Origin of the sequence: Catenulispora sp. GAS73, from assembly GCF_041262085.1 — a bacterium.
Lineage (GTDB): Bacteria > Actinomycetota > Actinomycetes > Streptomycetales > Catenulisporaceae > Catenulispora.
On record NZ_JBGCCM010000009.1, the window covers coordinates 175,896 to 197,529 of the forward strand.

22 protein-coding genes, 1 tRNA gene and 1 pseudogene are annotated in these 21,634 nt (G+C 66.8%); 15 read left to right on the top strand and 9 right to left on the bottom strand.

Features of this window, described 5'->3' with window-relative positions; all coding sequences use genetic code 11:
* The first annotated feature begins 2 nt into the window (after positions 1–2).
* From ABH935_RS16020 to ABH935_RS16045, 6 genes are all read left to right on the top strand, one after another.
* Positions 3–353, top strand: coding sequence for a hypothetical protein (locus ABH935_RS16020; RefSeq protein WP_370378672.1), 351 nt, complete (start codon positions 3–5; stop codon positions 351–353).
* Entirely contained in the window at positions 346–597 is a 252-nt protein-coding gene (locus tag ABH935_RS16025) for a hypothetical protein (RefSeq protein ID WP_370378673.1), read from the top strand. Before ABH935_RS16020 ends, ABH935_RS16025 begins: the two co-directional genes overlap by 8 nt.
* Before the next feature lie 342 nt (positions 598–939).
* A complete protein-coding gene (locus ABH935_RS16030) occupies positions 940–1,239 on the top strand; it encodes a hypothetical protein (RefSeq protein ID WP_370378674.1) in 300 nt (99 codons plus the stop codon).
* A 400-nt stretch (positions 1,240–1,639) separates the two neighbouring features.
* On the top strand, positions 1,640–1,873 hold the full coding sequence (locus ABH935_RS16035) for a helix-turn-helix transcriptional regulator (RefSeq protein ID WP_370378793.1): 234 nt from the start codon (positions 1,640–1,642) through the stop codon (positions 1,871–1,873).
* Between the two features lie 75 nt (positions 1,874–1,948).
* Positions 1,949–2,608 (top strand): helix-turn-helix transcriptional regulator, encoded by a 660-nt coding sequence (locus tag ABH935_RS16040; RefSeq protein WP_370378675.1) that lies wholly within the window; start codon positions 1,949–1,951, stop codon positions 2,606–2,608.
* 834 nt (positions 2,609–3,442) lie between these two features.
* A complete protein-coding gene (locus tag ABH935_RS16045; RefSeq protein ID WP_370378676.1) occupies positions 3,443–3,937 on the top strand; it encodes a hypothetical protein in 495 nt (164 codons plus the stop codon).
* Between the two features lie 564 nt (positions 3,938–4,501).
* On the opposite strand, the gene ABH935_RS16050 is transcribed toward ABH935_RS16045, so the two are convergent.
* A complete protein-coding gene (locus ABH935_RS16050; protein WP_370378677.1) occupies positions 4,502–5,212 on the bottom strand; it encodes a GntR family transcriptional regulator in 711 nt (236 codons plus the stop codon).
* 419 nt (positions 5,213–5,631) lie between these two features.
* On the opposite strand from ABH935_RS16050, the gene ABH935_RS16055 reads away from it, so the two are divergent.
* The 9 genes and pseudogenes from ABH935_RS16055 to ABH935_RS16095 all read left to right on the top strand — a co-directional run.
* Positions 5,632–6,084 (top strand): hypothetical protein, encoded by a 453-nt coding sequence (locus ABH935_RS16055; RefSeq protein ID WP_370378678.1) that lies wholly within the window; start codon positions 5,632–5,634, stop codon positions 6,082–6,084.
* A complete protein-coding gene (locus ABH935_RS16060; protein WP_370378679.1) occupies positions 6,081–6,284 on the top strand; it encodes a hypothetical protein in 204 nt (67 codons plus the stop codon). The genes ABH935_RS16055 and ABH935_RS16060 overlap by 4 nt, the downstream gene beginning before the upstream one ends.
* Positions 6,285–6,317: 33 nt before the next feature.
* Positions 6,318–7,715 carry an FtsK/SpoIIIE domain-containing protein gene (locus tag ABH935_RS16065; protein WP_370378794.1) on the top strand — a complete coding sequence of 466 codons (1,398 nt, stop codon included), beginning with the start codon at positions 6,318–6,320 and terminating at the stop codon, positions 7,713–7,715.
* Positions 7,712–7,954 carry a hypothetical protein gene (locus ABH935_RS16070; RefSeq protein ID WP_370378680.1) on the top strand — a complete coding sequence of 81 codons (243 nt, stop codon included), beginning with the start codon at positions 7,712–7,714 and terminating at the stop codon, positions 7,952–7,954. Before ABH935_RS16065 ends, ABH935_RS16070 begins: the two co-directional genes overlap by 4 nt.
* Positions 7,951–8,100, top strand: coding sequence for a hypothetical protein (locus ABH935_RS16075; RefSeq protein WP_370378681.1), 150 nt, complete (start codon positions 7,951–7,953; stop codon positions 8,098–8,100). Before ABH935_RS16070 ends, ABH935_RS16075 begins: the two co-directional genes overlap by 4 nt.
* Before the next feature lie 297 nt (positions 8,101–8,397).
* Positions 8,398–9,840, top strand: a complete 1,443-nt coding sequence (locus ABH935_RS16080) for a replication initiator (RefSeq protein ID WP_370378682.1) — start codon at positions 8,398–8,400, stop codon at positions 9,838–9,840.
* Positions 9,837–10,145, top strand: coding sequence for a hypothetical protein (locus tag ABH935_RS16085; protein WP_370378683.1), 309 nt, complete (start codon positions 9,837–9,839; stop codon positions 10,143–10,145). The genes ABH935_RS16080 and ABH935_RS16085 overlap by 4 nt, the downstream gene beginning before the upstream one ends.
* Positions 10,146–10,199: 54 nt before the next feature.
* Positions 10,200–10,595: a helix-turn-helix domain-containing protein gene (locus ABH935_RS16090; RefSeq protein ID WP_370378684.1), complete on the top strand. Its 396-nt coding sequence runs from the start codon at positions 10,200–10,202 to the stop codon at positions 10,593–10,595.
* Between the two features lie 47 nt (positions 10,596–10,642).
* A pseudogene (locus ABH935_RS16095) lies at positions 10,643–11,665 on the top strand (recombinase family protein); the annotation flags it as partial.
* 294 nt (positions 11,666–11,959) lie between these two features.
* Here ABH935_RS16095 and ABH935_RS16100 read toward each other — a convergent pair.
* The 8 genes from ABH935_RS16100 to gnd all read right to left on the bottom strand — a co-directional run bounded on the left by ABH935_RS16100 (position 11,960) and on the right by gnd (position 21,605).
* The gene (locus ABH935_RS16100; protein WP_370378685.1) at positions 11,960–12,163 is read right to left on the bottom strand and encodes a hypothetical protein; all 204 of its coding nucleotides are present in this window, start codon (positions 12,161–12,163) and stop codon (positions 11,960–11,962) included.
* Positions 12,164–12,284: 121 nt separating this feature from the next.
* Positions 12,285–12,361, bottom strand: a tRNA-Ile gene (locus ABH935_RS16105).
* Between the two features lie 72 nt (positions 12,362–12,433).
* On the bottom strand, positions 12,434–12,970 hold the full coding sequence (locus ABH935_RS16110) for a DUF3566 domain-containing protein (RefSeq protein ID WP_370378686.1): 537 nt from the start codon (positions 12,968–12,970) through the stop codon (positions 12,434–12,436).
* A gap of 946 nt (positions 12,971–13,916) precedes the next feature.
* Complete coding sequence (gene gyrA, locus ABH935_RS16115) at positions 13,917–16,466, bottom strand: DNA gyrase subunit A (RefSeq protein ID WP_370378795.1); 2,550 nt, start codon at positions 16,464–16,466, stop codon at positions 13,917–13,919.
* Between the two features lie 137 nt (positions 16,467–16,603).
* The gene (gene gyrB / locus ABH935_RS16120) at positions 16,604–18,589 is read right to left on the bottom strand and encodes a DNA topoisomerase (ATP-hydrolyzing) subunit B (protein ID WP_370378687.1); all 1,986 of its coding nucleotides are present in this window, start codon (positions 18,587–18,589) and stop codon (positions 16,604–16,606) included.
* Between the two features lie 458 nt (positions 18,590–19,047).
* On the bottom strand, positions 19,048–19,575 hold the full coding sequence (locus tag ABH935_RS16125) for a DUF721 domain-containing protein (protein ID WP_370378688.1): 528 nt from the start codon (positions 19,573–19,575) through the stop codon (positions 19,048–19,050).
* Positions 19,572–20,717, bottom strand: a complete 1,146-nt coding sequence (gene recF, locus ABH935_RS16130) for a DNA replication/repair protein RecF (protein WP_370378689.1) — start codon at positions 20,715–20,717, stop codon at positions 19,572–19,574. The genes ABH935_RS16125 and recF overlap by 4 nt, the downstream gene beginning before the upstream one ends.
* Before the next feature lie 9 nt (positions 20,718–20,726).
* Positions 20,727–21,605: a phosphogluconate dehydrogenase (NAD(+)-dependent, decarboxylating) gene (gnd, locus tag ABH935_RS16135; protein WP_370378690.1), complete on the bottom strand. Its 879-nt coding sequence runs from the start codon at positions 21,603–21,605 to the stop codon at positions 20,727–20,729.
* Positions 21,606–21,634: the final 29 nt, after the last annotated feature.

Here is a 21,634-nt window from a genome sequence, read left to right on the forward strand (position 1 = left end):
CGGTGACGTATGCGGTGATAGAGACCCCTGATGGCGCGGCCTGGGTGAACACGCAGTTCGTGGAGGAACCCGGGGTTGGCATGTTCATGATCATCCATCATGAACGTATTCGACAGGAGTTGGCGGCGCTGGACGCGGTGCTGATCTCGATCGGGCAGGCGCTGCCTGAGGGGTTGTCGCTTGCGGAGTTGGCGTGGTCGGAGGTGCTGCGGACTCGTCCACGGCGCGCCAGGCTGCTTCTGAATCCCGAGCTCGGCGTGTACATGCTGGTGGAGTGGCTGAGCGCGACGGACGTGCTCACCGGTGCCGAGGCGGTGGCCGAGCTTGAGCTGTTGGCGGGGCGCCATGGCTGAGAAGTACGAGCCGGGCGACGTGGTGCGGGTCGGGGATGAGCAGGTGTTGAGCGTCGTGGAGTTGCCGACGCATCGGGCCTGCGAGGTCCCCGAGGATGCGCCGGATCTGGGGCCGCTGTGCTGTGTGCCGCTCGCGCTGGTTCTGACTCCCACGGGTGAGAAGCCACGGCGGTGGGTGGTGGCCGCAGATCTGAACCGTGTGGATGTGGACGCCACGGAGGAGGTTTTCCCTGTGCCGCCGTAGTGCGGGGATGGTGCTTGCGGGTGGGTTGAGGGGCCGTGGCAACGGCTTCACCCGCGAGACGGCGGCGTGTGACAGACGAGCCCTCGGCCCTTTTCGATCGTCTGTCGTGCGTTGCCGTGGCGGGGATTAGGGCAATGGCCGGTGGCCCGTTCCGGTCTTCCCCCCGGTCCTGCTCCCCGCCGTGCATGGCAAGCCGGGCCACCCCTGTCCTTAGCGAGGGGTACATGGAGTGGCCCGGCGGGTCAACAGACCCGGTACCGATGGTATCGGGGCGAAGCAACATGTTCGTGTTCTGATACCTCGGTGCGGTCCGTTGGTCCGTTTCGGGGAGGTCGGTTCTGTATGGACGTTTGGTGGGTGCATCCGGATTTTTGGGAGCGCCGGAAGGGGGTGAACTACGTTCGCGCACGTCGTCGGGCGGAGTGGCTTGCCGGGGTGTTGCTGGAAATCGGTGGTGCGGAGTCGGCGCCTGACGAGTTGCGATATGCGGTCGAGTTGTACGGCGTGAGTTTGGCGGTGCGCGTCGATGGTACGGCGGCGGCGTGGATCGGGCCTGATCCTGATGACGCTGACTTGTGGGGTGAGATCGGGCCGGATGAGCTTCTGCCTGTGGGTGTTGATGGGCTTCGGGCTGTGGCTTGAGAACCGGTGGTTGGTGCTTGCCAAGTTGGCAGTGGCGGGTTCGGCCGGCGGGGCGTGTCTTTGCCCCGCCTGCCGGTTCCGCTGGTGAGTTGGGGTGCCCCGTGTCTGGAGGTTGGGTTTGGAGCTGAGGGGGGCAGCGGCGGCGAAACGGCAGCTGTCTTATATGCAACGGCACCTGTACGAGTTTCGTCTGGATCTCGGCGTGAATCAGATGGACGTGGCGGTTTTGCTTGGTGTGGCTGATCGTACTTTGCGTGATTGGGAGAAGTGTTACGACAGTCCGGGTCAGCCGCATCTGATCAGTTGAGCGTATGCGTTCGGGCATCGCTTGGCGCTGACGGATGGGGACTACAACCCAGAGTTGCAGCTGTCGGTGACGTTGAAGAATGACGAATCGTTCGTGCTTCATGAGACGCGCCGTCTGGCGGTTCCGCTATGGAAAAGGCGGAAACAGCGTGGTTTCTCGCAGACCGACTTTGCGCGTTTGCTTGGGGTCAGCCGGTCATCGGTTCAGCGGTGGGAAGAAGACGGGTGCTGCCAGCCGCTTGCGATGATCGCCTGGGCTCGGTGTTTGGATTTTTCGATTGGGCTTCGACACGTAGGCAATGAGTCCTGCTTGTGGCTGGGGCGTTAGGCCCGCGCTTGAGCTAGGGGATATGAATCCTTCACGAGCATGATTGGGCTTCGGTGAATTCCCGGTGAGGTCGACATGCTGCTGGGCGTGGCAGCGGAGGGTAATAATCGTATGGTGCTGCACGTTGACGACTTGGCGGAATCAGCTCTTTCCGGAGTCATTGATTCTTTGTATAGAGCCCGCTCGGACGCCGGGATTACCCAAAGAGAGCTTTCGGAGGCCCTGCCGGTTTGGCATTCGGCGGTCTCAGATTGGGAGAAAGGGATTAACGCACCGACTTTGAATCACTTGATCGAGTGGCCTCGTCCGCTTGGTTTGCAGCTGGTGGTCGAGGGCCGCCACGGCGAGATATGGCATGACTCGGTACGTCGGCTGCCTCGTGATTCGTGGTTGTTGTTGGAGCGACGACGCTTGGCATGGACGTTGAGGGATCGCCGTAAGGCCTCGAATATGTATGTAGCGACGCTTGCCGAGTTGGTGGGCGTTTCTGGATCTTCGATACAGAAGTGGGAGAAGGCTGCAATGGCAATTCGCCCCATTGCTTTGATGGTGTGGGCTCACGCGCTGGGGTGTCGGGTGGTTCTCCGTCCCGCTGGCGATGTCATGGCCGTGCCTCCACGGCGGTCTGAGGGCTCTGTGGAGTTGATGCGGGAGCGGCTTGCGCATGTTGGCCTGTTTCCTGGTTCAAACCAGCGCGGTCGTGACCCGGGTTCGGTGACCGCTGGGGGTGTGTGAGCGCACTCCGCGACCTTTCAACCATGGGGCGGGTTCGACCGCGGGGCCCGTTCTTGGCCCCGCGGTCGGTTCCGCTGGTGAGGTCGCACGGGCGGGTTCGGCCGGCGGGGCGTGTTCTTGCCCCGCCTGCCGGTTCCGCTGGTGGCGTCGGGTTTTGTCGGCGGAATGTTAACGAGGGGCGACGATGGTTGCGGAATGGAATGAGCGGGCGCGCAGCAATTTTGACGTGCTGTTGGGTGCCATTTGGGCCGAGTGTCGGGCGTACGGTTTGCAGGTTCCGACCTTGGCGGCACGGGTGGGGGTGCATCCTTGTTCGGTCCATGACTGGCGAGGGGGGAGGGACGCGCCGACGGTTCCTCATGTGATCTCGATGGCGGCTGTGGTGGGGTTGCGGTTGGAGATCGAGGGTGGCCCTGTTGTGGATGTGCCAACTGGTGACGTGTGTCCGGGTCCTGAGCTGGTGGCGGCCGAGTGGTCACGGTTGGCGGGTGTGCTGCGACTCAAGCGCAGGGTGGGCGGGAAAACGCAGGGTGCGGTGGCGGTCAGTCTGGGTGTCTCGGAGACCACGGTGCTTCGTTGGGAGAGGCGCTGGCGGGTCCCGCATCTGATGATGTTTTTGGCTTGGTCGGCGGATCTTGGTTGTTCGGTGCGGGTGCGTGCGGCTGGGTGGCCGGTGGAGCCGGAGCCTGCGTTGGATGAGAGCTGGAGGGGGCCGAGTCAGCAGTCAACGGGGGCGCGGCGTGCTCGTGCGGGAATCGATTCGTGGCCGCCGCTTCAGCGGTACGAGTTGCCTGACAGTGTGCCGGAAACGCTGGGGTGAGTCGGTGGTTCGGCGTGGATGAGGAAAGGGTCCGCGGGGAGTTGGCTGGCATCAATGGTGTGTTGGTGGCGGCGCGGCGTGGTCGTGGTGGCCTGTCGCAGGAACGGCTTGCCGGGTTGTTGGGTGTGTCGGCGGAGTCGGTTCGTGTGTGGGAGTTGGAGGGGTGGGTGCGGGATGGGCCCACGTTGGTGCATCTGATCGGTAGGGCGCGGGTGCTGGGTATGCGGGTCGTGATCATTGACGGCCGTGGTGACTGGGTTTATTCGCCGCTGGGCCGGGAGTTGGGTGAAAGGCAGGATGCGTTCGAGATGCGGTGTTTGCTGGCGGTGCTGCGCGGGTTGCGGCTGGAGACGTGGCCGAGGTTGACGCAGTCTGAGGTGGCGCGGCTGGCCGGTGTCGACACGTCGTCGATTAAGAATTGGGAGCGGCAGGTTTCACCGCCCCGGGCGGTGGGGTTTATGCGGTGGGTGCTGGCGTTGGGGTGCCGGGTGGAGCTTCGGACGTTGTGAGGCGCGGTGTCGGTGGCCTGAAGGCGGCGGGTTCGGCCGGCGGGCGGCCGGTGTGGTTTCGTGGGCTGGGTGTGTTCGTGCCGTCCGCCTGCCGGTTCCGCCTGGTGACCAAGCGGGGTCGTGTGCTGGGTGTCCGGTGTCCCGACGTGGAACCACGTGAGCAGAGGCCGGGTGAGGGCTGCCGCCGAAGGCGTCCTTTACCGCGACCGATGATCACGTTGGGCGCGTCGTAGTAGTGCTCGTCTCGTCATCTGGGCGGTCTGGTTGGGGTGCGCGCGGGACGGGACGCGCCGAGCCGCGCGGACCGGCCGAAGGCCGCATGCCGCGCGAGCGCGGGCGCGGCCCGGGACGCGCGCGGCGGCCGAAGGCCGCCCTTGAGTAAGTAAAGGGGAGTTCCGTTGGGTGTTGTGCTCTCGTGCGGGAGTGTGGTCTTGGGCGATGTTCGGGGGCGGGGCGCGTGGCGGTGGTGACCACGCACGGGTGTCGCGGTGGTGGAGGGGGCGGGGGTGGGGTACGGATCCGCCGGCTGCGCGCGCGGAGTCGATCATGCGGAAGCGTGCCTGGTCAGCCCTGTTTGATCGGGTAGACCAGCTGGATGCCTTCGGCGCTGATGGTCTCGGTTTCGGCGAGAACTGTGCGGCCCTTGGCGGCGGTGATGAGCGTGGTTTCCAGAATCGGCGTGATGTCCGGTAGCGCTAGTGCTGTGGTTTCGTCGGGGGTGGGCATGCGTGCTGTCACGTGTTCTTTTGCGGTGAGCTTGCCGTGGCGTGTGGCCAGTGTGGCGAGCATGGCGGGACGTTCGGGGAACGGGTCGGTTTCCAGGCTGGTGCCTTCAGCGGCGGCGAACGGAAGCAGGGTTCGGGTCAGGACTCTGCGGCCGGTGGTCGGCTCTGTGGCGATCGTGTCCCAGATATACAGTGCGCTGCCTTCGGCAATGCCGAGGAGCGCGGCGGTTGCGGGGTTGGCGTCCTCGCGTGAGCTGTGCACGTCGCCAATGGTTTGCAGGGGCCGGGTTCGGGGTCGGTCAAGGGCGGTGGCGGCGGTGCTGCGGTGGCGGACGAAGGCGCCTTTGCCGTGGTGGATCTCGATCAGTCCTTCGGTGCGGAGGATGATCAATGCTTGCCGCAGGGTGGTTCTTGAAACACCGTATTCCTCGATCATCCGGGCCTCGGATGGGAGCGCATCCCCCGGGCTGTAGACGCCAGAAGTGATGTCGTCCCGGATGCCGTCTGTCACCTGCTGGTAGAGCTTGTGGGTTTTGACGACACGTGCCATGTCTGGTCACCCTCGGTCTTATAGGGCGCTGCGCGCGCTGGTCCGGCCTCGCTCGGTCGGTCACGTTTTGATAACGGTTCTTGGGTTCGCGTGGCGTCGCGTGGGGGCGTCTCTGGCGTATCAGAACCCTGTTACCTGCGCTTCGGCACCCCATCGGGCCACGCTCATCATGATAAGTGATGACCGACCTCTGTGAAAGACACGGGTATCCTCGGCTCTGAACTCATCATGACGAGTGATGTCCTACCTGCTCGATGCAGGGCGTCCTCTCCTGGGGGTTCGGCACCCGCGCAGGCACCACTGGCCGAGGTCCATTCGACCGATGACCACCTGTGCGGGTGCCAGGTTCGGGCGTGGCCCGGGCTGGTTCTGTCCAACCCAGAGGCGGGCCTGCGGGCCCTGGAGCCGGGAGTGTGAACGTGCAGAACGTACGAGTGGATGTCGGCGATTGGATCAGGCCTCGCCTGATCGCCGATCCGGAACCGGTGGTCGATTTCGACACTGGAGAGATCAAGATCAACCCGAAGACCGGGGAGCGGGACTACCGGTTGTCGGTGGCGGTGCGTCAGGAGGGCCAGCGGCGCGCCAGTGCCATAGAGATCAAGGTGCGTGGGACACACGCGCCGGACGTCTCTGAAGGCGACGTGATCGCGCTGCACGGCCTGATGGTGACCCACTGGGAGCAGAACGGAAGGTCGGGCCTGGCCTTCCGCGCCGAGTCCGTCACCAGGGTCACCGGCGACAGCACGGGCAACGCGGCACCCTCCTCTGCCCCGCGTACCGCGTCGAGTGCATCCGGGACGCAGCCGGCTCCGGCCGCGACACCACCGACCGGCGGGCCTCGGTCGGCCAAGGGCGGTGAGCCGGCGTGAGCTGCCCGGGTGAGGCGATAGCCCGAATCAAGGAAGGCGTCGAGTCCCTGGGGAAGCTCGCGGAGTTGGCCGAGGGTGCCGAGAAAGAGGGGAAGCGCGCGGAGTACAGCGGCTACCTGTTCCAGATCTGCACCGTGGGCACGGCGCTGGCTGACTTCGCGGGCCTTCGCGCTGAGGCGATACAGGCCGGGGAGGGCTGATCGATGACATCGAACTCTGCCCTGTCGGTGGCGGTGCTGTTGGCCTTCGCCGCGCTACTGGTCGTGCTGCCGATGGTGCGCGAGCGTTTCCCGCGAACGTGGTGGTACGCGGTGTCGTTCCCGATCCTGTGGGGGCGTATCCGGTTCACCTGGCGTCGGCTGGCCTGGGAGTGCGACCTGGCGGTGACGCGCAAGCGGGCGCACACCATGATCGGCGGGATTCTGCTCAAAGGTAAGGAACTTGATCCGGTGATCCCCCGGTTGTGGATGGGCTGGCCCCGGCCGTTCTCGGTGACGGCACGGGCGAGGATGCTGCCGGGTCAAACCCCTGACGAGTTCGTCAACGCGGCTAAGGCAATGGCGCATGCCTGGCGGGTGCACTCGGTTCGGGTGTCCTCTCCGGCCCGTGGCGAAGTCGAGTTCACAATCTCGGCCCGGGACCCGCTGGCCACCGTCACAACGCCGGGAGTGCTGGCCCGGCGGAAACATCACGGCCGACCGTGGTTCAGGGTGTCCGTCACGACGGAGACCGAGGAGTCACCCGGCGCGGTGGCGGCAGCGCGGCTGCTGCGAATCTTCGTCGGGCTCCTGGAGGACGGGAATCCGTGGGTGCTGGATCTGCGGTTGCTGCCGCACTGGCTGATCACGGGCGCCACGCAGTCAGGCAAGTCAACGCTGATGAACGCTGCGGTGGTGGAGCTGGCGCCGCGCCCCGTCGCCTTGGTCGGCATCGACCTGAAAGGCGGCATGGAACTGGGCAACTACACGGCCCGACTCTCGGCGCTGGCCACGGATCGGCCGGCGGCGGTGCGGGTGCTGGGACACCTGGTGGATGTGGTCTTGGAGCGCACGACCCAATGCCACATCGCGGGCGTCCGCTCGATGTGGGACCTGCCCGAGGAGATCCGACCGGTGCCGATCGTGCTCCTGGTGGACGAGCTGGCCGAGCTGTGCCTGGCGACCGATCCGAAAGACAAGGCCGATGCCCTGGCCTGCTCGACCAACCTGGTTCGGCTCGCGCAGCTCGGCGCGTCCCTGGGGGTGCATCTGCTGGTGGCCGGTCAACGGGTCGGGTCGGAGTTGGGGCCGGGGGTGACGATGCTGCGTGCACAGTTGGGCGGGCGGATCTGCCACCGGGTCGCCGATCCGGAAACGGCCAAGATGACGCTCGGGGACAAGTTCCCCGATGCGGTGGACGCGGCACAGAGCATCGGCCCGCTGGAACGGGGCGTGGCGATCGCCACCACCAATGAGGGTGGTTGGATGCGGGCACGCTCGGCGAACATCGGCGCGGAGCAGGCGCAGCGCATCACCACCGACTATGCCCATCAGCGGGTGTGGCTGCCCGGTCTGAGTGACTTCTACCTGCCGGGAGGCGGCTTCGACCTTCCGCCGCGCGGTTTCGGCCTGCCCGGGGGTGAGACGTCATGACGGTCACTACGTCGGCTGCGCTGCTGTTCGGCATCGCAACCTTCCTCATGATCCGGGCACGAACCGTCAGGGTTCTGGAAACCATCATCACCGTGCTGTTCGGGTTCACCCTGGCCTCGTCGATGTTCGGGTCCATGATCAGCGCGGCGCTGCACTCGATCTTCTATGCGCACTCGGCGAAGAACGGCGTGCCCCTGGCACCTGGTTCCCCCTCGGCACCGTGGACGGGTGGACCGTGAACCGTGACTCGGACACCGTCACCGCACTGTGGCTGCTGGCGGCGATCGCCGTCGTGGCCTACCGGCGACACATCGCCTACTGGCTGGGAATCGGGGTGGTCATGCTGCTGCTGACAGCCCTGCTCCTGGGCTCGCACCACTCCTAAGAACAGCGCCACCTGGGGACGCCGGACCGAACTCGACTCGCGTCCGGCGGCCCCGTCCCTGAACATCACGCGCGCACTTCGCCTCACACTTCACGACGCTTGATCAGAACTCATACCTGCGGCCATCGGTCCTGTGGGGTTCACCATCGGCCCCGACGCCTTCGCCGCGATTCATGCAGACCTGTCTTGTGACTTCTCCCTGATGCCTCCAACGGTTCCGCGCGCTCCGTCCGCATCCTCTAGCGGCGCCTGCCAGCTTCATCGGCCGGCGCTGCCTGGTCTGCAAGGAGAGCAGACGTGCCACAGACCACCAGGTCTGATGTTGCTACATCCACCAACGCCCCGACCGCGCCGAACCCGGCCCGGTTGGCAATGATCCCGATCGAGGACCGGGACTGGTTCGAGCTGCTGTCGCGGCCGGACTATCCGGCGATCGAGCGACAGATTCGAGACGTCGGCGCGTGTGAAAACCCGGTCTGGCTGTCCGGTCGAACCCTGCTGGTCGCGATCGCCACCGGGGAAATCGTGACGTCCTGGTCGTCGGAGGGAACCGCGTTCGGCGCGATACCCGTGCGCTGCATGAACCGGCGCGCCACACGATGCGCCTCGTGCTCACGGCTGTACGCCGGCGACGCATTCCACCTGGTCCGCGCGGGCCTGTCAGGCGGCAAAGGGGTTCCGGACGCGGTGGCCGGGCATCCGCTGGTGTTCGCCACACTCACCGCGCCGTCCTTCGGTCCCGTGCATCGGCGTCCCAACCCTGACCGCCCTAGGGACGTGTGCCGGGCCCGGCGTGGCAAGCCGCGGTGCCAACACGGCATCCCGATGACCTGCCACCACCGGCATGCATCCGGGGACACGCTGATCGGACAACCCTTGTGCGCCGCCTGCTACGACTACCCCGGACACGTGCTGTGGAACGCGGGAGCGTCGGCGCTGTGGGCCCGAATGATCGATTTCCTGTACTGGCGGCTCGCCCGCGCTGGCGGGGTACCCCGGTCACGGATCCGGCGCACAGTCCGCGTGGAGTATGTGCGGGTTGCCGAATACCAGGCACGCGGGCTGGTCCACTTCCACGCGGCGTTCCGCCTGGACGGCCCCGAGGACAGGGCACAGGAACCTCCGTCGTGGGCCACGGCCGGACTGCTCGCGCATGTCATCGGGGAGGCAGCCTCGGCGGCCCGGCTACGCCTCGCCGAAACTGTCGAGATCGGCGCCCCGATACTGCACTTCGGGAAACAACTCGACGCCCGACCCATCATGCTCGACGCGACACTGCCGGCAGAGCGTGCGGCCGGTTACCTGGCCAAGTACGTCACCAAGGGCACCGAAGACGCGCACGGGTCTGACGTACCGATCACACACCGATCACAGATAGCCGCGCTCGCCCGAACCGACCATGTCCGGGCACTGATGTATACGTGTCGCACCATCGGCACGCTGGCACCTTATGAGGCGCTGGGACTGCATCGCTGGACACACATGCTCGGCTTCGGTGGACAACCACTGACCAAGACCCGCCGCTACTCCAGCACATTCACCGCCCTACGACAGGCACGCGCAGACTTCCGAAACCCTGCACCATCTGACACCGATGACGCAGAAACCGCGCGTAAGGGCCTGTGGCGCTACGCCTGGCAGGGCTGGCCAAACGCCGCGATCGCAGAGCAGGCCGCCGGTATCCGCAATGAACTCGATGCGGCGCGTGAACTCTCCCGGCAGGCGGGCAAGCCAGCATGACCGGCGACGATGAAAGCGAGATATTCAACGCCGCAGCGAGCGAGTCGCCTACCGCAAGCGACCACACGCGAAACGGCGCGTCCTGGGCGGGTGGGTGGGGTACGGAACCGCCAGCTGCCGCCGTGGAGAAGATCATCTCCGATTCGGGTGCCCGTGAGAATCACCACCGTGACCGGCGGGTCGTGGCTCGGGGTGTGCCACGGAGAGAGGTCGACGAAGGACTACTCATTCAGGCGCTGCTGATGATCGCCAAAGATTCTGAACGGGGCGATGTGTCGCGCCAAGGGCTTTCATCAGGAGACTGAGTTAATCCCGTACAGACATTCCGATTTCGGAAACATGCAGGTAGAATGGCATCAGTGCACGAATTCGGAAGGGGAACGGGTGAGGACATGGCTTCAGATTCGAGCCTTGGGGCGCTTTTGGAGGCGGCACGGCTGCGCAGTGGTCTGACACTCAAGGCGCTCAGTGAGGCCACGGGTATTCCGCTGACGTCGCTACACCGGCTGTTCCATGACCGGGTCAACCGGCCGTCTCCGGCTCATATCGTTGCTATCGCCGATGTGTTGAAAACGGCGCGTGGTCCGCTGCTGGCTGCGGCGGGCTACCCGGAATCCGGCAGCGACGCAGACCTCGATACAGCGCTGCGCGCGACCTACCCGCTGCCGGATGCGGCTATCGCCGAGATGCACGAAGCGATCACGGCGGTAGCTGCCCGGTTCAGGAACGTCACAGCAACAGGAGGGAGTCGGTGAATACGGCCACACTCCCGAATGCGGAGCATTTCAGGCCTAAGCGCGCTGTGCTGTACCTGCGGGTATCCTCCGCCGGACAGCTGAATACCGACTATGACCCCGAGGGCATCTCCATCCCTGCACAGCGGACGCACGGGCAGAAGCGCGCCGCTGAACTCGGAGCGGAGATCGTAGCGGAGTTCATCGAGCCGGGACGTACCGCGACCAGCATCGACGGACGCAAAGAGTTCCAAAGGATGATGGCGTACCTGCGGGCCCACAAGAACATCGATTACGTGATCACATATGCGCGCTCACGCTTGTTTCGCAACTCTGTGGATGCCGCGATCACCAAGCGGGAGTTGCGTAACCTCGGCACGGTGATCATCTCGATCATGGACTACACCGAAGACAACCCGGTCGGCGACCTCGTGGCCACGATCCTCGACGGCGTCAACGAATACCAGTCGAAGGCACAGGGCGCCGATATCGCGCTGAAGATGGCCTCGAAAGTGGAACGGGGCGGCTCGATCGCGCGTGCCCCGCTGGGCTATCTCAACGTCAAGGAGATCTTCGAGGGCCGCGAGGTGGCCACCATCGCCATAGATCCTGACCGTGCCCCGCTGGTTCTGATGGCCTTCGAGCTATACGCCACAGGTACTTACTCGTTCCCAACGCTCATGGACGCCCTGACTGACGCCGGGTTGCGCGCCCGACCGACGAAGAAGTATCCGGCAGGCAAGCCGATCTCTAGGGGCAAGCTCGGGCAGATGCTGCGTGACCGCTTCTACATCGGCATAGTGAGCATCAAGGATCGGGAGTACCAAGGCCGCCACGAACCAATCATCAGCCGGCCACTGTTCGACCGGGTCCAAGAGGTCTTGGACATCGAACGCGGCGGCGGTACGCGCGTTCGCACTCATAGTCACTACCTGAAGGGTTCTGTTTGGTGCGCCCGCTGCTCCAGCCGCCTTCTGTACACACCCGGCAAGTCCCGCACTGGCGAGCGATACTTCTACTTCCTGTGCTCTGGTCGACAAAAGCACACCTGTGACCTGCCATATCTCAGGGTTGCCGAGGTCGAACGGGCCGTTGAGGATAACTACAGCACTGTCAGCGTCTCCACGGGCCTACGCACCCGGATCACGGCAGCCATGCAGGCGGCCGTCACGAACAGCGGGACCACCGACAGCCTCGTGCGCACCCAGCTCACCCGACAAGTCATAGAACTGGGTACCAAGATTGACGGCCTTCTCGATCTGGTCGGCAATCCCGACTGGCCAAACGACAAACTCACCGCCAAGATGCGCACAATCCGCGAGGAGAAGGAACGGATTCAACTTCAGCTAGACCAGCTCCAAGCGCCCAACCTGGATGCCGGGCATTCAGCGCTCACTGAGCTGCTTGACCTGCTCGGCGACGTGCACCGTCTCTACCGCCTGGCGGGCAGTCCGGCCCGCAAGGTGCTTAACCAGGCATGCTTCACCAAGATCTATCTCGACGAAAACAACGGCGCGCCGTTTGTAGCCTGCGATGACCTCACCGACACCATCCGGCCACTCGTTGAAACTCAGCGCGCAGTGCTTCACGGATCAGCGGCCATACAGCATTACGGCGGTACCGCCCCGAGGGACGATACCGCCGTAACGATCACTCCTACGGCCCTACTCGACGCCGTTCTTGCGAACAGCGGTTCAAGTAAGACCGCAATGGTGGGCCTAGGTGGACTTGAACCACCGACCTCCGCCTTATCAGGGCGGCGCGCTAACCAACTGTGCCATAGGCCCCGGTTGGTAACGTCGAGAAGCTTACCCCACCGGGGGCGGTGCCCCAAAACCGCTTTGCGGGGGCCCCGCGCCTCAGGAGGCGGTGTCGTCGGCGAGGGTGACCTCTATGCCGCCGACGAGGGAGGAGCACATGTTGTAGAGGTAGGCGGCGAGGGTGGCGAGGGCTGTGAACAGGACGATGTTCACCACGCTCACCAGGGCCGTGAAGCTCATCACCTTGCCGAAGGACAGGACTGAGGTCAGGGTGACGCTGTTGGGCTGGTTCGCGGGGGCTACGGAGGCCAGGGTGCGGTTGATGGAGTCGAAGACGCCGAGGGCGTTCAGGGCCGACCACAGGAGGGCGGCCGCCACCACCGAGACGACGGCGAAGGCGATCGACAGGACGAACGTCGTCTTCATCACCGACCAGGGGTCGACCTTCGCCACGCGCAGGCGGGCCTTGCGGCCGCGGGGGGCCGCGCCGGGGGCCTGCTGCTGCTGGTAGCGGGGTGCGCCCGCGGGGGAGCCGGCCGGGCCGGGCGGGCGTGCGCCCCAGCCGCCGCCGGCCTGGGGGCGGGTGCCCGCCTGGCCTTGGGCCGACTCCGATTGCTGATACGCCACGGTTCCCATGGTAGGGGCTTCCTTGCGTCTTCCCCCGGTACGACGGCCTCCGCCGCTGGAAAAGCGTCCGGCCAGACCCGACAGACCCGCCGTGATCGAGGCCGCTGCGCCGGCCACCGCGGCGCCCGCGCCCGCGCCGACGCCCGCACCGGCTGCCGCTCCGGTCGACGGGCCGCCCGGAGCACCAGAAGCACCAGGAGCACCGGGGCCAGTGGGCGCGCCGTGAGCACCGGGCATCTGACCTGGCCCGGACCCGACCGGGACGCCGGGACCACCGTGAGCCGGACCAGCGCCGTGAGCCGGGCCAGGACCGGGACCGCCCATGCCCGGAGCAACAGGAATGCCGGGACCGCCAGAACCGGCGGGACCGCCCTGAGCCATCGGAGCAGCGTGCGCGCCATAAGCCCCCGGGCCGCCGGGAACGCCGGAAGCACCGCCGGCGCCACCAGGCCCGGGGCCGTAGCCGGGACCCGGACCCGCAGGTCCGCGCCCACCCTGCGGCGGCCCGTAACCGGGCGGCGGCTGGTTCGGCGGCGGACCCTGCCGGTGCGCCCCGGGCGGCGCGGCGTCCGGAACGGAAGCGGCGCCGGGGCCGGCCCCGTAAGCGCGGGGCCCGCCACCGACGCCGTCGGGGTCGGTTCCGAGGCCGGGATCGGTCGTCGTCTCGCTACTCACCCGGCCAAGCTACCGTCCTAATCCCCGTAGGTCTCCCCGGCCCCGCAATTTTTCGTAGCTCGGACCATATGTTCGACGGACCTCAAGACTGCGCCGCGCACATAACCGGACACGCAACGAAGCAAGCCGGACGTGGCGGGCCTGCGGCAGACAGCCGAACGGGCGTCACCCATCTGCCCCGAGCACGGTCGCCGAACACCGAACACCGAACACCGAACGCAGAGCGGCGGCACCGGTGCCCCGCACCGATACCGCCGCCACATGTTCAGGCCCTCAGCGACTACTCGTCGTCAGAACCCGCGTCCTCAGAGCCCTCGCTCACCGGCGCGTCCTCCGAAGCCTCGGCGACCAGAGCTGCACCCTCTGCGACATCAGAGACGTCAGAGACCTCAGCGCCGTCAACGCCCTCGCCCTCGGCCAGCTCGTCCTCCACCTCAGCCGGGTCACCGTTGCGCGCGATCGCGAGCACCGTGTCGCCCTTGCCGAGGTTGATCACCCGCACGCCCATGGTGTCGCGCGACGTCGGCCGCACCTCGGACACCCGCGTCCGGATCACCCCGCCGGACAGCGTGATGGCCATGACCTCGTCGCCCTCGTCCACGACCGCGGCGCCGACCAGGCCGCCGCGCTCGTCGACCGTCTTGGCGGCGATGACGCCCAGCCCACCGCGACCGCGCAGCGGGAACATCTCCACCGGGGTCCGCTTGCCGTAGCCGCCGGACGTCGCCGTGAACAAGAACGTGTCCGGCCGGACGACGTCCATCGACAGCAGCTCGTCGTCCTCGCGGAAGCGCATCCCGATCACGCCCGAGGTCGCCCGCCCCATCGGCCGCAGCGCCTCGTCCGTGGCGGTGAACCGCAGCCCCTGGGCCTGCTTGGAGACCAGCAGCAGATCGTCCTCGGGGGAGACCAGCTCGGCGGCGATCAGCTCGTCGTCCTCGCGCAGGTTGATCGCGATGACGCCGGCCGAGCGCGGCGAGTCGTAGTCCTTCAGCGGCGTCTTCTTGATCAGCCCGTTCTTGGTGGCCAGCACCATGTACGGCGCCTGCTCGTAGTCCCGCAGGTCCAGCACCTGGGCGATCTTCTCGTCCGGCAGGAACGCCAGCAGGTTCGCCACGTGCTGCCCGCGCGCGTCGCGAGCGGTGTCCGGCAGCTCGTGCGCCTTCGCCCGGTACACCCGGCCCTTGTTCGTGAAGAACAGCAGCCAGTGGTGCGTCGTGGTGACGAAGAAGTGGTCGACGATGTCGTCCTGCTTCAGCTGCGCGCCCTTGACGCCCTTGCCGCCGCGCTTCTGCGAGCGGTACAGGTCCGTCTTGGTCCGCCGGGTGTAGCCGCCGCGGGTGATCGTGACGACCACGTCCTCCTCGGGGATCAGGTCCTCGATGGACATGTCGCCCTCGTAGGGCACCAGCTGCGAACGCCGGTCGTCGCCGTACTTGTCGGTGATCGCCTGCAGCTCTTCCGAGACGATCCGCCGCTGCCGCTCCGGCGACTCCAGGATCGAGTTGTAGTCCGCGATCTTGGCCATCAGCTCGTTGTGCTCGGCCTCGATCTTCTGCCGCTCCAGGGCGGCCAGCCGGCGCAGCTGCATCTCCAGGATCGCGTTGGCCTGGATCTCGTCGATGGTGAGCAGCTCGATCAGGCCGGTGCGGGCCTCGTCGACCGTGGGGGAGCGGCGGATCAGCGCCACCACCTCGTCGATCGCGTCCAGTGCCTTGAGCAGGCCGACCAGGATGTGCGCACGCTCCTGGGCCTTGCGCAGGCGGAAGCGGGTGCGGCGCACGATCACGTCGATCTGGTGCGTGACCCAGTGCCGGATGAAGGCGTCCAGCGACAGCGTGCGCGGCACCTCGTCGACCAGCGCCAGCATGTTGGCGCCGAAGGAGTCCTGCAGCTGCGTGTGCTTGTACAGGTTGTTCAGCACGACCTTGGCGACCGCGTCCCGCTTCAGGACGATCACCAGGCGCTGGCCGGTCCGGGAGGAGGACTCGTCGCGGACGTCGGCGATGCCGGCGACCTTGCCGTCCTTGACCAGCTCGGCGATCTTCAGCGCCAGGTTGTCCGGGTTCACCTGGTAGGGCAGCTCGGTGACCACCAGGCACATCCGCCCGTTGATCTCCTCGGTGTTGACCACCGCGCGCATGGTGATCGAGCCGCGGCCGGTCCGGTAGGCGTCCTCGATCCCGCGCCGGCCGACGATCAGCGCGCCGGTCGGGAAGTCCGGGCCCTTGATCCGCTCGATGAGCGCTTCCAGCAGCTCCTCGTTGGTCGCCTCGGGGTTCTGCAGGAACCACTGGACGCCGTCGTTGACCTCGCGCAGGTTGTGGCTCGGGATGTTGGTCGCCATCCCGACCGCGATGCCGGTCGAGCCGTTCACCAGCAGGTTGGGGAACCGCGCGGGCAGCACGACCGGCTCGGTGGAGCGACCGTCGTAGTTGGGGCGCAGGTCGACGGTGTCCTCGTCGATGTCCCGCACCATCTCCATGGCCAGCGGCGCCATCTTGCACTCGGTGTACCGCATGGCCGCGGCCGGGTCGTTGCCCGGGGAGCCGAAGTTGCCGTTCCCGTCGACCAGCACCATCCGCAGCGACCAGGGCTGCGCCAGGCGGACCAGGGTGTCGTAGATCGGCGAGTCGCCGTGCGGGTGGTAGATACCCATGACCTCGCCGACGACGCGGGCGCACTTGTAGTAGCCGCGGTCGGGGCGGTAGCCGCCGTCGTACATCGCGTACAGGACGCGGCGGTGCACCGGCTTGAGGCCGTCCCGGACGTCCGGCAGCGCGCGGCCGACGATCACGCTCATCGCGTAGTCGAGGTACGAGCGCTGCATCTCCGTCTGGAGGTCGACCGGATCGATCCGGTCTCCCTGCGGCGTCTCGTCCACTGTCTCCGTGCTCAAATCTCAATCCTTCGCTGTCAAGGAGAGGTGGTGCTCTCGTCAGGTCTGCTTCGTGGACGGGTGTGGATTCAGATGTCCAGGAACCTGACGTCCTTCGCGTTGCGCTGGATGAAGTTCCGGCGGGCCTCGACGTCCTCGCCCATCAGGACCGAGAACAGGTCGTCGGCCTGGGCCGCGTCGTCGAGCGTGATCTGGCGCAGGATGCGGTGATCGCGGTCCATGGTGGTGATCCGCAGCTCTTCGGCGTTCATCTCGCCCAGACCCTTGAAGCGCTGGACGGTCTCGTCCTTCATCCGCTTGCCGGCCCCGACGCCCGCCTCGATGAGCTGGTCGCGCTCGCGGTCGGAGTAGGCGTAGTGGAAGTCGTTGTTCGTCCACTTCACCTTGTACAGCGGCGGCGCGGCCAGGTACACGTGCCCGGCCTCGACCAGCGGCTTCATGAACCGGAACAGCAGGGTGAGAAGCAGGGTGTTGATGTGCGCGCCGTCGACGTCGGCGTCCGCCATCAGGATGATCTTGTGGTAGCGCAGCCGGCTGATGTCGAAGTCGTCGTGCACCCCGGTGCCCAGCGCCGAGATCAGCGCCTGCACCTCGGTGTTCTGCAGCACCTTGTCGATGCGCGCCTTCTCGACGTTCAGGATCTTGCCGCGGATCGGCAGGATGGCCTGGGTCATCGGGTCGCGGCCGGACCGCGCCGAGCCGCCGGCGGAGTCACCCTCGACGATGAAGATCTCGGTCTTCGTCGGGTCGTTGGACTGGCAGTCGGACAGCTTGCCGGGCAGCGAGGAGGACTCCAGCAGACCCTTGCGACGGGTCAGCTCCCGGGCCTTGCGCGCGGCCATGCGCGCGGTGGAGGCCTGGATGGTCTTGCGGATGACCTCGCGGGCCTCGTTCGGGTTCTCCTCAAGCCACTCGCCGAGCTTCTCGTAGACCAGACGCTGCACGAAGGTCTTGGCCTCGGGGTTGCCCAGCTTGTCCTTGGTCTGGCCCTCGAACTGCGGCTCGGACAGCTTCACCGAGACGATCGTGGTCAGACCCTCGCGGATGTCCTCGCCGGCGAGGTTCTCGTCCTTCTCCTTGAGCAGCTTCTGGTCGCGCGCGTACTTGTTGATCAGCGTCGTCAGCGCCGCGCGGAAGCCCTCCTCGTGCGTACCGCCGCCATGGGTGTTGATGTTGTTGGCGAAGGTGTAGATCGACTCGGAGTACTGGCTGTTCCACTGCAGGGCGATCTCGGCCGCCAGGGTGCGGTCCTTGTCCTCGCCCTCGAAGTCGATGACGTTCGGGTGGACCGGCTCGCCCTTGCGGGAGTTGATGTGCCGCACGAAGTCGGCGATGCCGCCCTCGGCGTGGTACTTCACCGAGCGCTGCTCGCCGTTCTCGTCGAGGAACTCCGGACGCTCGTCGGTCAGCGAGATCGTCAGGCCCTTGTTGAGGAAGGCCATCTCCTGGAACCGGCGCGAGAGGGTCTCGAAGGAGTAGACCGTGGTCTCGAAGATGTCGGCGTCGGCCCAGAAGATCGTCGAGGTGCCGGTGTCCTCGGCCGGGCCGCCCTTGCACACCTCGGACTCGGGCACGCCGCGCTTGTACACCTGGTTCCAGACGAAACCGTCGGTGTGCACCTCGACCTCGACCCGGGTGGACAGCGCGTTCACCACCGAGACGCCGACGCCGTGCAGACCGCCGGAGACCTTGTAGCCGCCGTCGCCGAACTTGCCGCCGGCGTGCAGGATCGTCATCACGACTTCCAGCGCGGACTTGCCGGTCTTGGTGTTGATGCCGACCGGGATGCCGCGGCCGTTGTCCACGACCTTCACCCCGCCGTCGGCGAGCAGCCTGACCTCGATGGTGTCGGCGTACCCGGCCATCGCCTCGTCCACCGAGTTGTCGACGATCTCGTAGACCAGGTGGTGCAGGCCGCGCTCCCCGGTGGAGCCGATGTACATGCCCGGCCGCTTCCGGACGGCTTCCAACCCCTCCAGGACACTGATGGAGTCAGCGTTATAGGTGCCATCGAGGCTTGGGGTGATGTCCCCGGTCGGTTCTACGTCCGCCACGGCGCGCTGGCCCTTTCTCAAAACACGGCGTGGGCGTTCGGAGCGCGCCGTCGGAGGAACCCACCGGACAGTCGCGGCCCGACGCGAGCCGCGAAGGGGAAGACTTACGAGCTTTATTCTACCCTGCCCGGCTGACCAAAGTGGCCCTCATACGGCCCTGTGAGGCCTTGAGAGACATTTTTTGCCCGTCTTTGAAGTCCCCCCATACGAGCCGCCCTGCGAACGGCTCACGACAGCGTCCTGCACGGTCTGAGGATGCGAGAGGGTGATTGTCACAGATATGGACCTTTATGGTCCGCCGTGGCGTGGCTGATTCGTGCCGGAAGACCAGGGGATCGTGGCTGTTGAGACGCCTGGTGGCGGTGGGGCTGGAGGGACGGCGCCCACCACCCCGCGCGAACCTAACAATCCCCGAGAGCGGCAACAAGGTCAAAAGACAGGGAACCGGCGCCGATCGGTCACCGGCCGCCGGGCCCGACCACTTTCAGGGTCGAGATCGCGCCGGCGGTGTCGCGGCCGCCGTGGGCCGCGCGGGAAGTCCCCAGCTCGGCATTGAGTTTCGCGAGCAGCTGCGGGGCCAGCATGCGCAGCTCGGTGGCCCAGGCCGCAGAGTCGGTGCGGACCATGAGGATGCCGTCGTTGAACTCCACGGGAGTGCAGTGCGCCGCGATGTGGCTGCCCACGATCTCGCCCCAGCGGCCCATGACGCCGCCGACCGCCGCCGGCACCGACCAGCCGCGGTCCTCGATCATCCTGGGGATCGCCGAGGACAGCGGCTGCGGATCGCGTTCGTCGGGACCGGATCCCGAACGCTGGCCGGGGTTGTTGTTACGACGCCTGCTGCCGTTCCATCCCGCGCCGCCGTCCTTGCTGCGGGACCGTGCGGCGGCGAACGCGGCGCGGGCCAGGTCGATGCCGGAACCCTTGGCGTCAGCCCCCTCGGCACCGTCGCCGCCGGATCCGCTGTCCACAGGCTGTGGATTCACGCCGCGTTCACCTGCCCTCCGGCCACCGTGAACTTCTGGCCGATCAGCTGCTCGGGGACGTCGGCGTCCACGGCCGCGGTGATGAGCACCTGGTCGGCGCCGGAGACGCGCTCGGCGAGCCGGCGGCGGCGCTTGGCGTCGAGTTCGGCGAAGACGTCGTCGAGGATCAGGACCGGCTCGCCGCCCTCGGATCCGTCGGAGCGCAACAGGTCGTAGGCGGCCAGACGTAATGCCAGTGCGTACGACCAGGACTCGCCGTGGCTGGCGTAGCCGCGGGCCGGCATGTTGTCACCGGAGGAGGAGGTCAGCTCCAACACCATTTCGTCGCGGTGCGGGCCGACCAGGGTGATCCCGCGGTCCAATTCGTTAGCGCGGGCCTCGCCGAGGGCCGTCATGAACTGTTCCGTCAGGACGGCGACGGTCGGGTCGGGCTCGGCGGCCACCGTCGAGCGGTAGCCGATGCGCGTCGCGCCGCCCTCGGCGATCTCGACGTAACACTTGTCCACAAGTGGGGACAACGCCGAGATCAGCGCCAGGCGCGCGGCGACCAGTTCGGCGCCGGCCAGCGCCAGGTGGTGGTCCCACGCGTCGAGCGTCGTGAGGTTGGGGCCGGAGGTCTTGTTACGTCGGGCCATCGCAGCCGTACGCAGCAAGGTGTTCCGCTGCTTCAGAACTCTGTCGTAGTCGGCGCGGACCCCGGCGAACCGCGGCCAGCGCGCCACCAGCAACTCGTCCAGGAACCGGCGGCGCTCCCCCGGATCGCCCTTCACCAGCGCGAGATCCTCCGGCGCGAACAGCACGGTACGCAGCACGCCGAGGATCTCGCGGGGACGCGGAACCGCGTTGCGGTTCAACCGGGCCCGGTTCGCACCGCCCGGGTTCAGCTCGATTTCCACAAGCTGTGTACGACCTTCGCGCTCCACGTTCGCGCGCACTATGGCTCGCGGCGCGCCGAAGCGCACGAGCGGCTGGTCGGTGGCCACGCGGTGGCTGTCGAGCGTGGCGATGTAGCCGATCGCCTCGACGAGGTTGGTCTTCCCCTGCCCGTTCGGCCCGACGAAGGCGGTGACGCCTCCCCCGAGCGCGATCTCAAGGGAGGCGTACGAACGGAAGTCCGCCAGCGACAGATGCGTGACCCGCAATGGGTGGTCCTAACTCTCCTTCTTCACGGCGTGGCCGCCGAACTGGTTGCGCAGCGCCGCGACCGCCTTCATCTGCGGCGAGTCCTCCTGGCGCGAGCTGAAGCGCGCGTAGAGCGAGGCGGTGATCGCCGGGGTCGGCACGGCCAGGTCGATCCCGGCCTCGACGGTCCAGCGGCCCTCGCCGGAGTCGTCGGCGTAGCCGCGGATGCCGGACAGGTGCTCGTCGTCGTCCAGGGCGCGGACCAGCAGGTCCAGCAGCCACGAACGGATGACGGTGCCTTCCTGCCAGGAGCGGAAGACCTCGCGCACGTTGGTCACGTTCGGGGCGGACTCCAGCAGCTCCCAGCCCTCGGCGTAGGACTGCATGATCCCGTACTCGATGCCGTTGTGGACCATCTTCGAGAAGTGGCCCGCGCCGACCTCGCCGGCGTGCACGAAGCCGCTGTCGCCCTCGGGCTTGAGCGCGTCGAAGATCGGCTGCGCCCGCGCGATGTCGGCGTCCGCGCCGCCGACCATCAGGGCGTAGCCGTTCTGCAGGCCCCAGACCCCGCCGGAGACGCCGGCGTCGACGAAGGAGATGTCCTTGGCCTTGAGCAGCTCGGCGTGCTTGACGTCCTCGGTCCAGCGCGAGTTGCCGCCGTCGATCACCAGGTCGCCGGCGTCCAGCAGATCGGACAGCTCGCGCACGGTCGCGTCGGTGGCCTCACCGGCCGGCACCATGATCCACACCGCCCGGGGCGCCGGCAGCGCCTCGACGAGCTCCTTCAGCGAGCCGACGTCGGCCAGCTTGGGGTCGCGGTCGTAGCCGACGACGGTGTGCCCGGCCTGGCGGATGCGCTCGCGCATGTTGCCGCCCATCTTGCCCAGGCCGACAAGACCGATCTCCATGGTCTTCCCTCTGTTTCTTCCGTCACCTT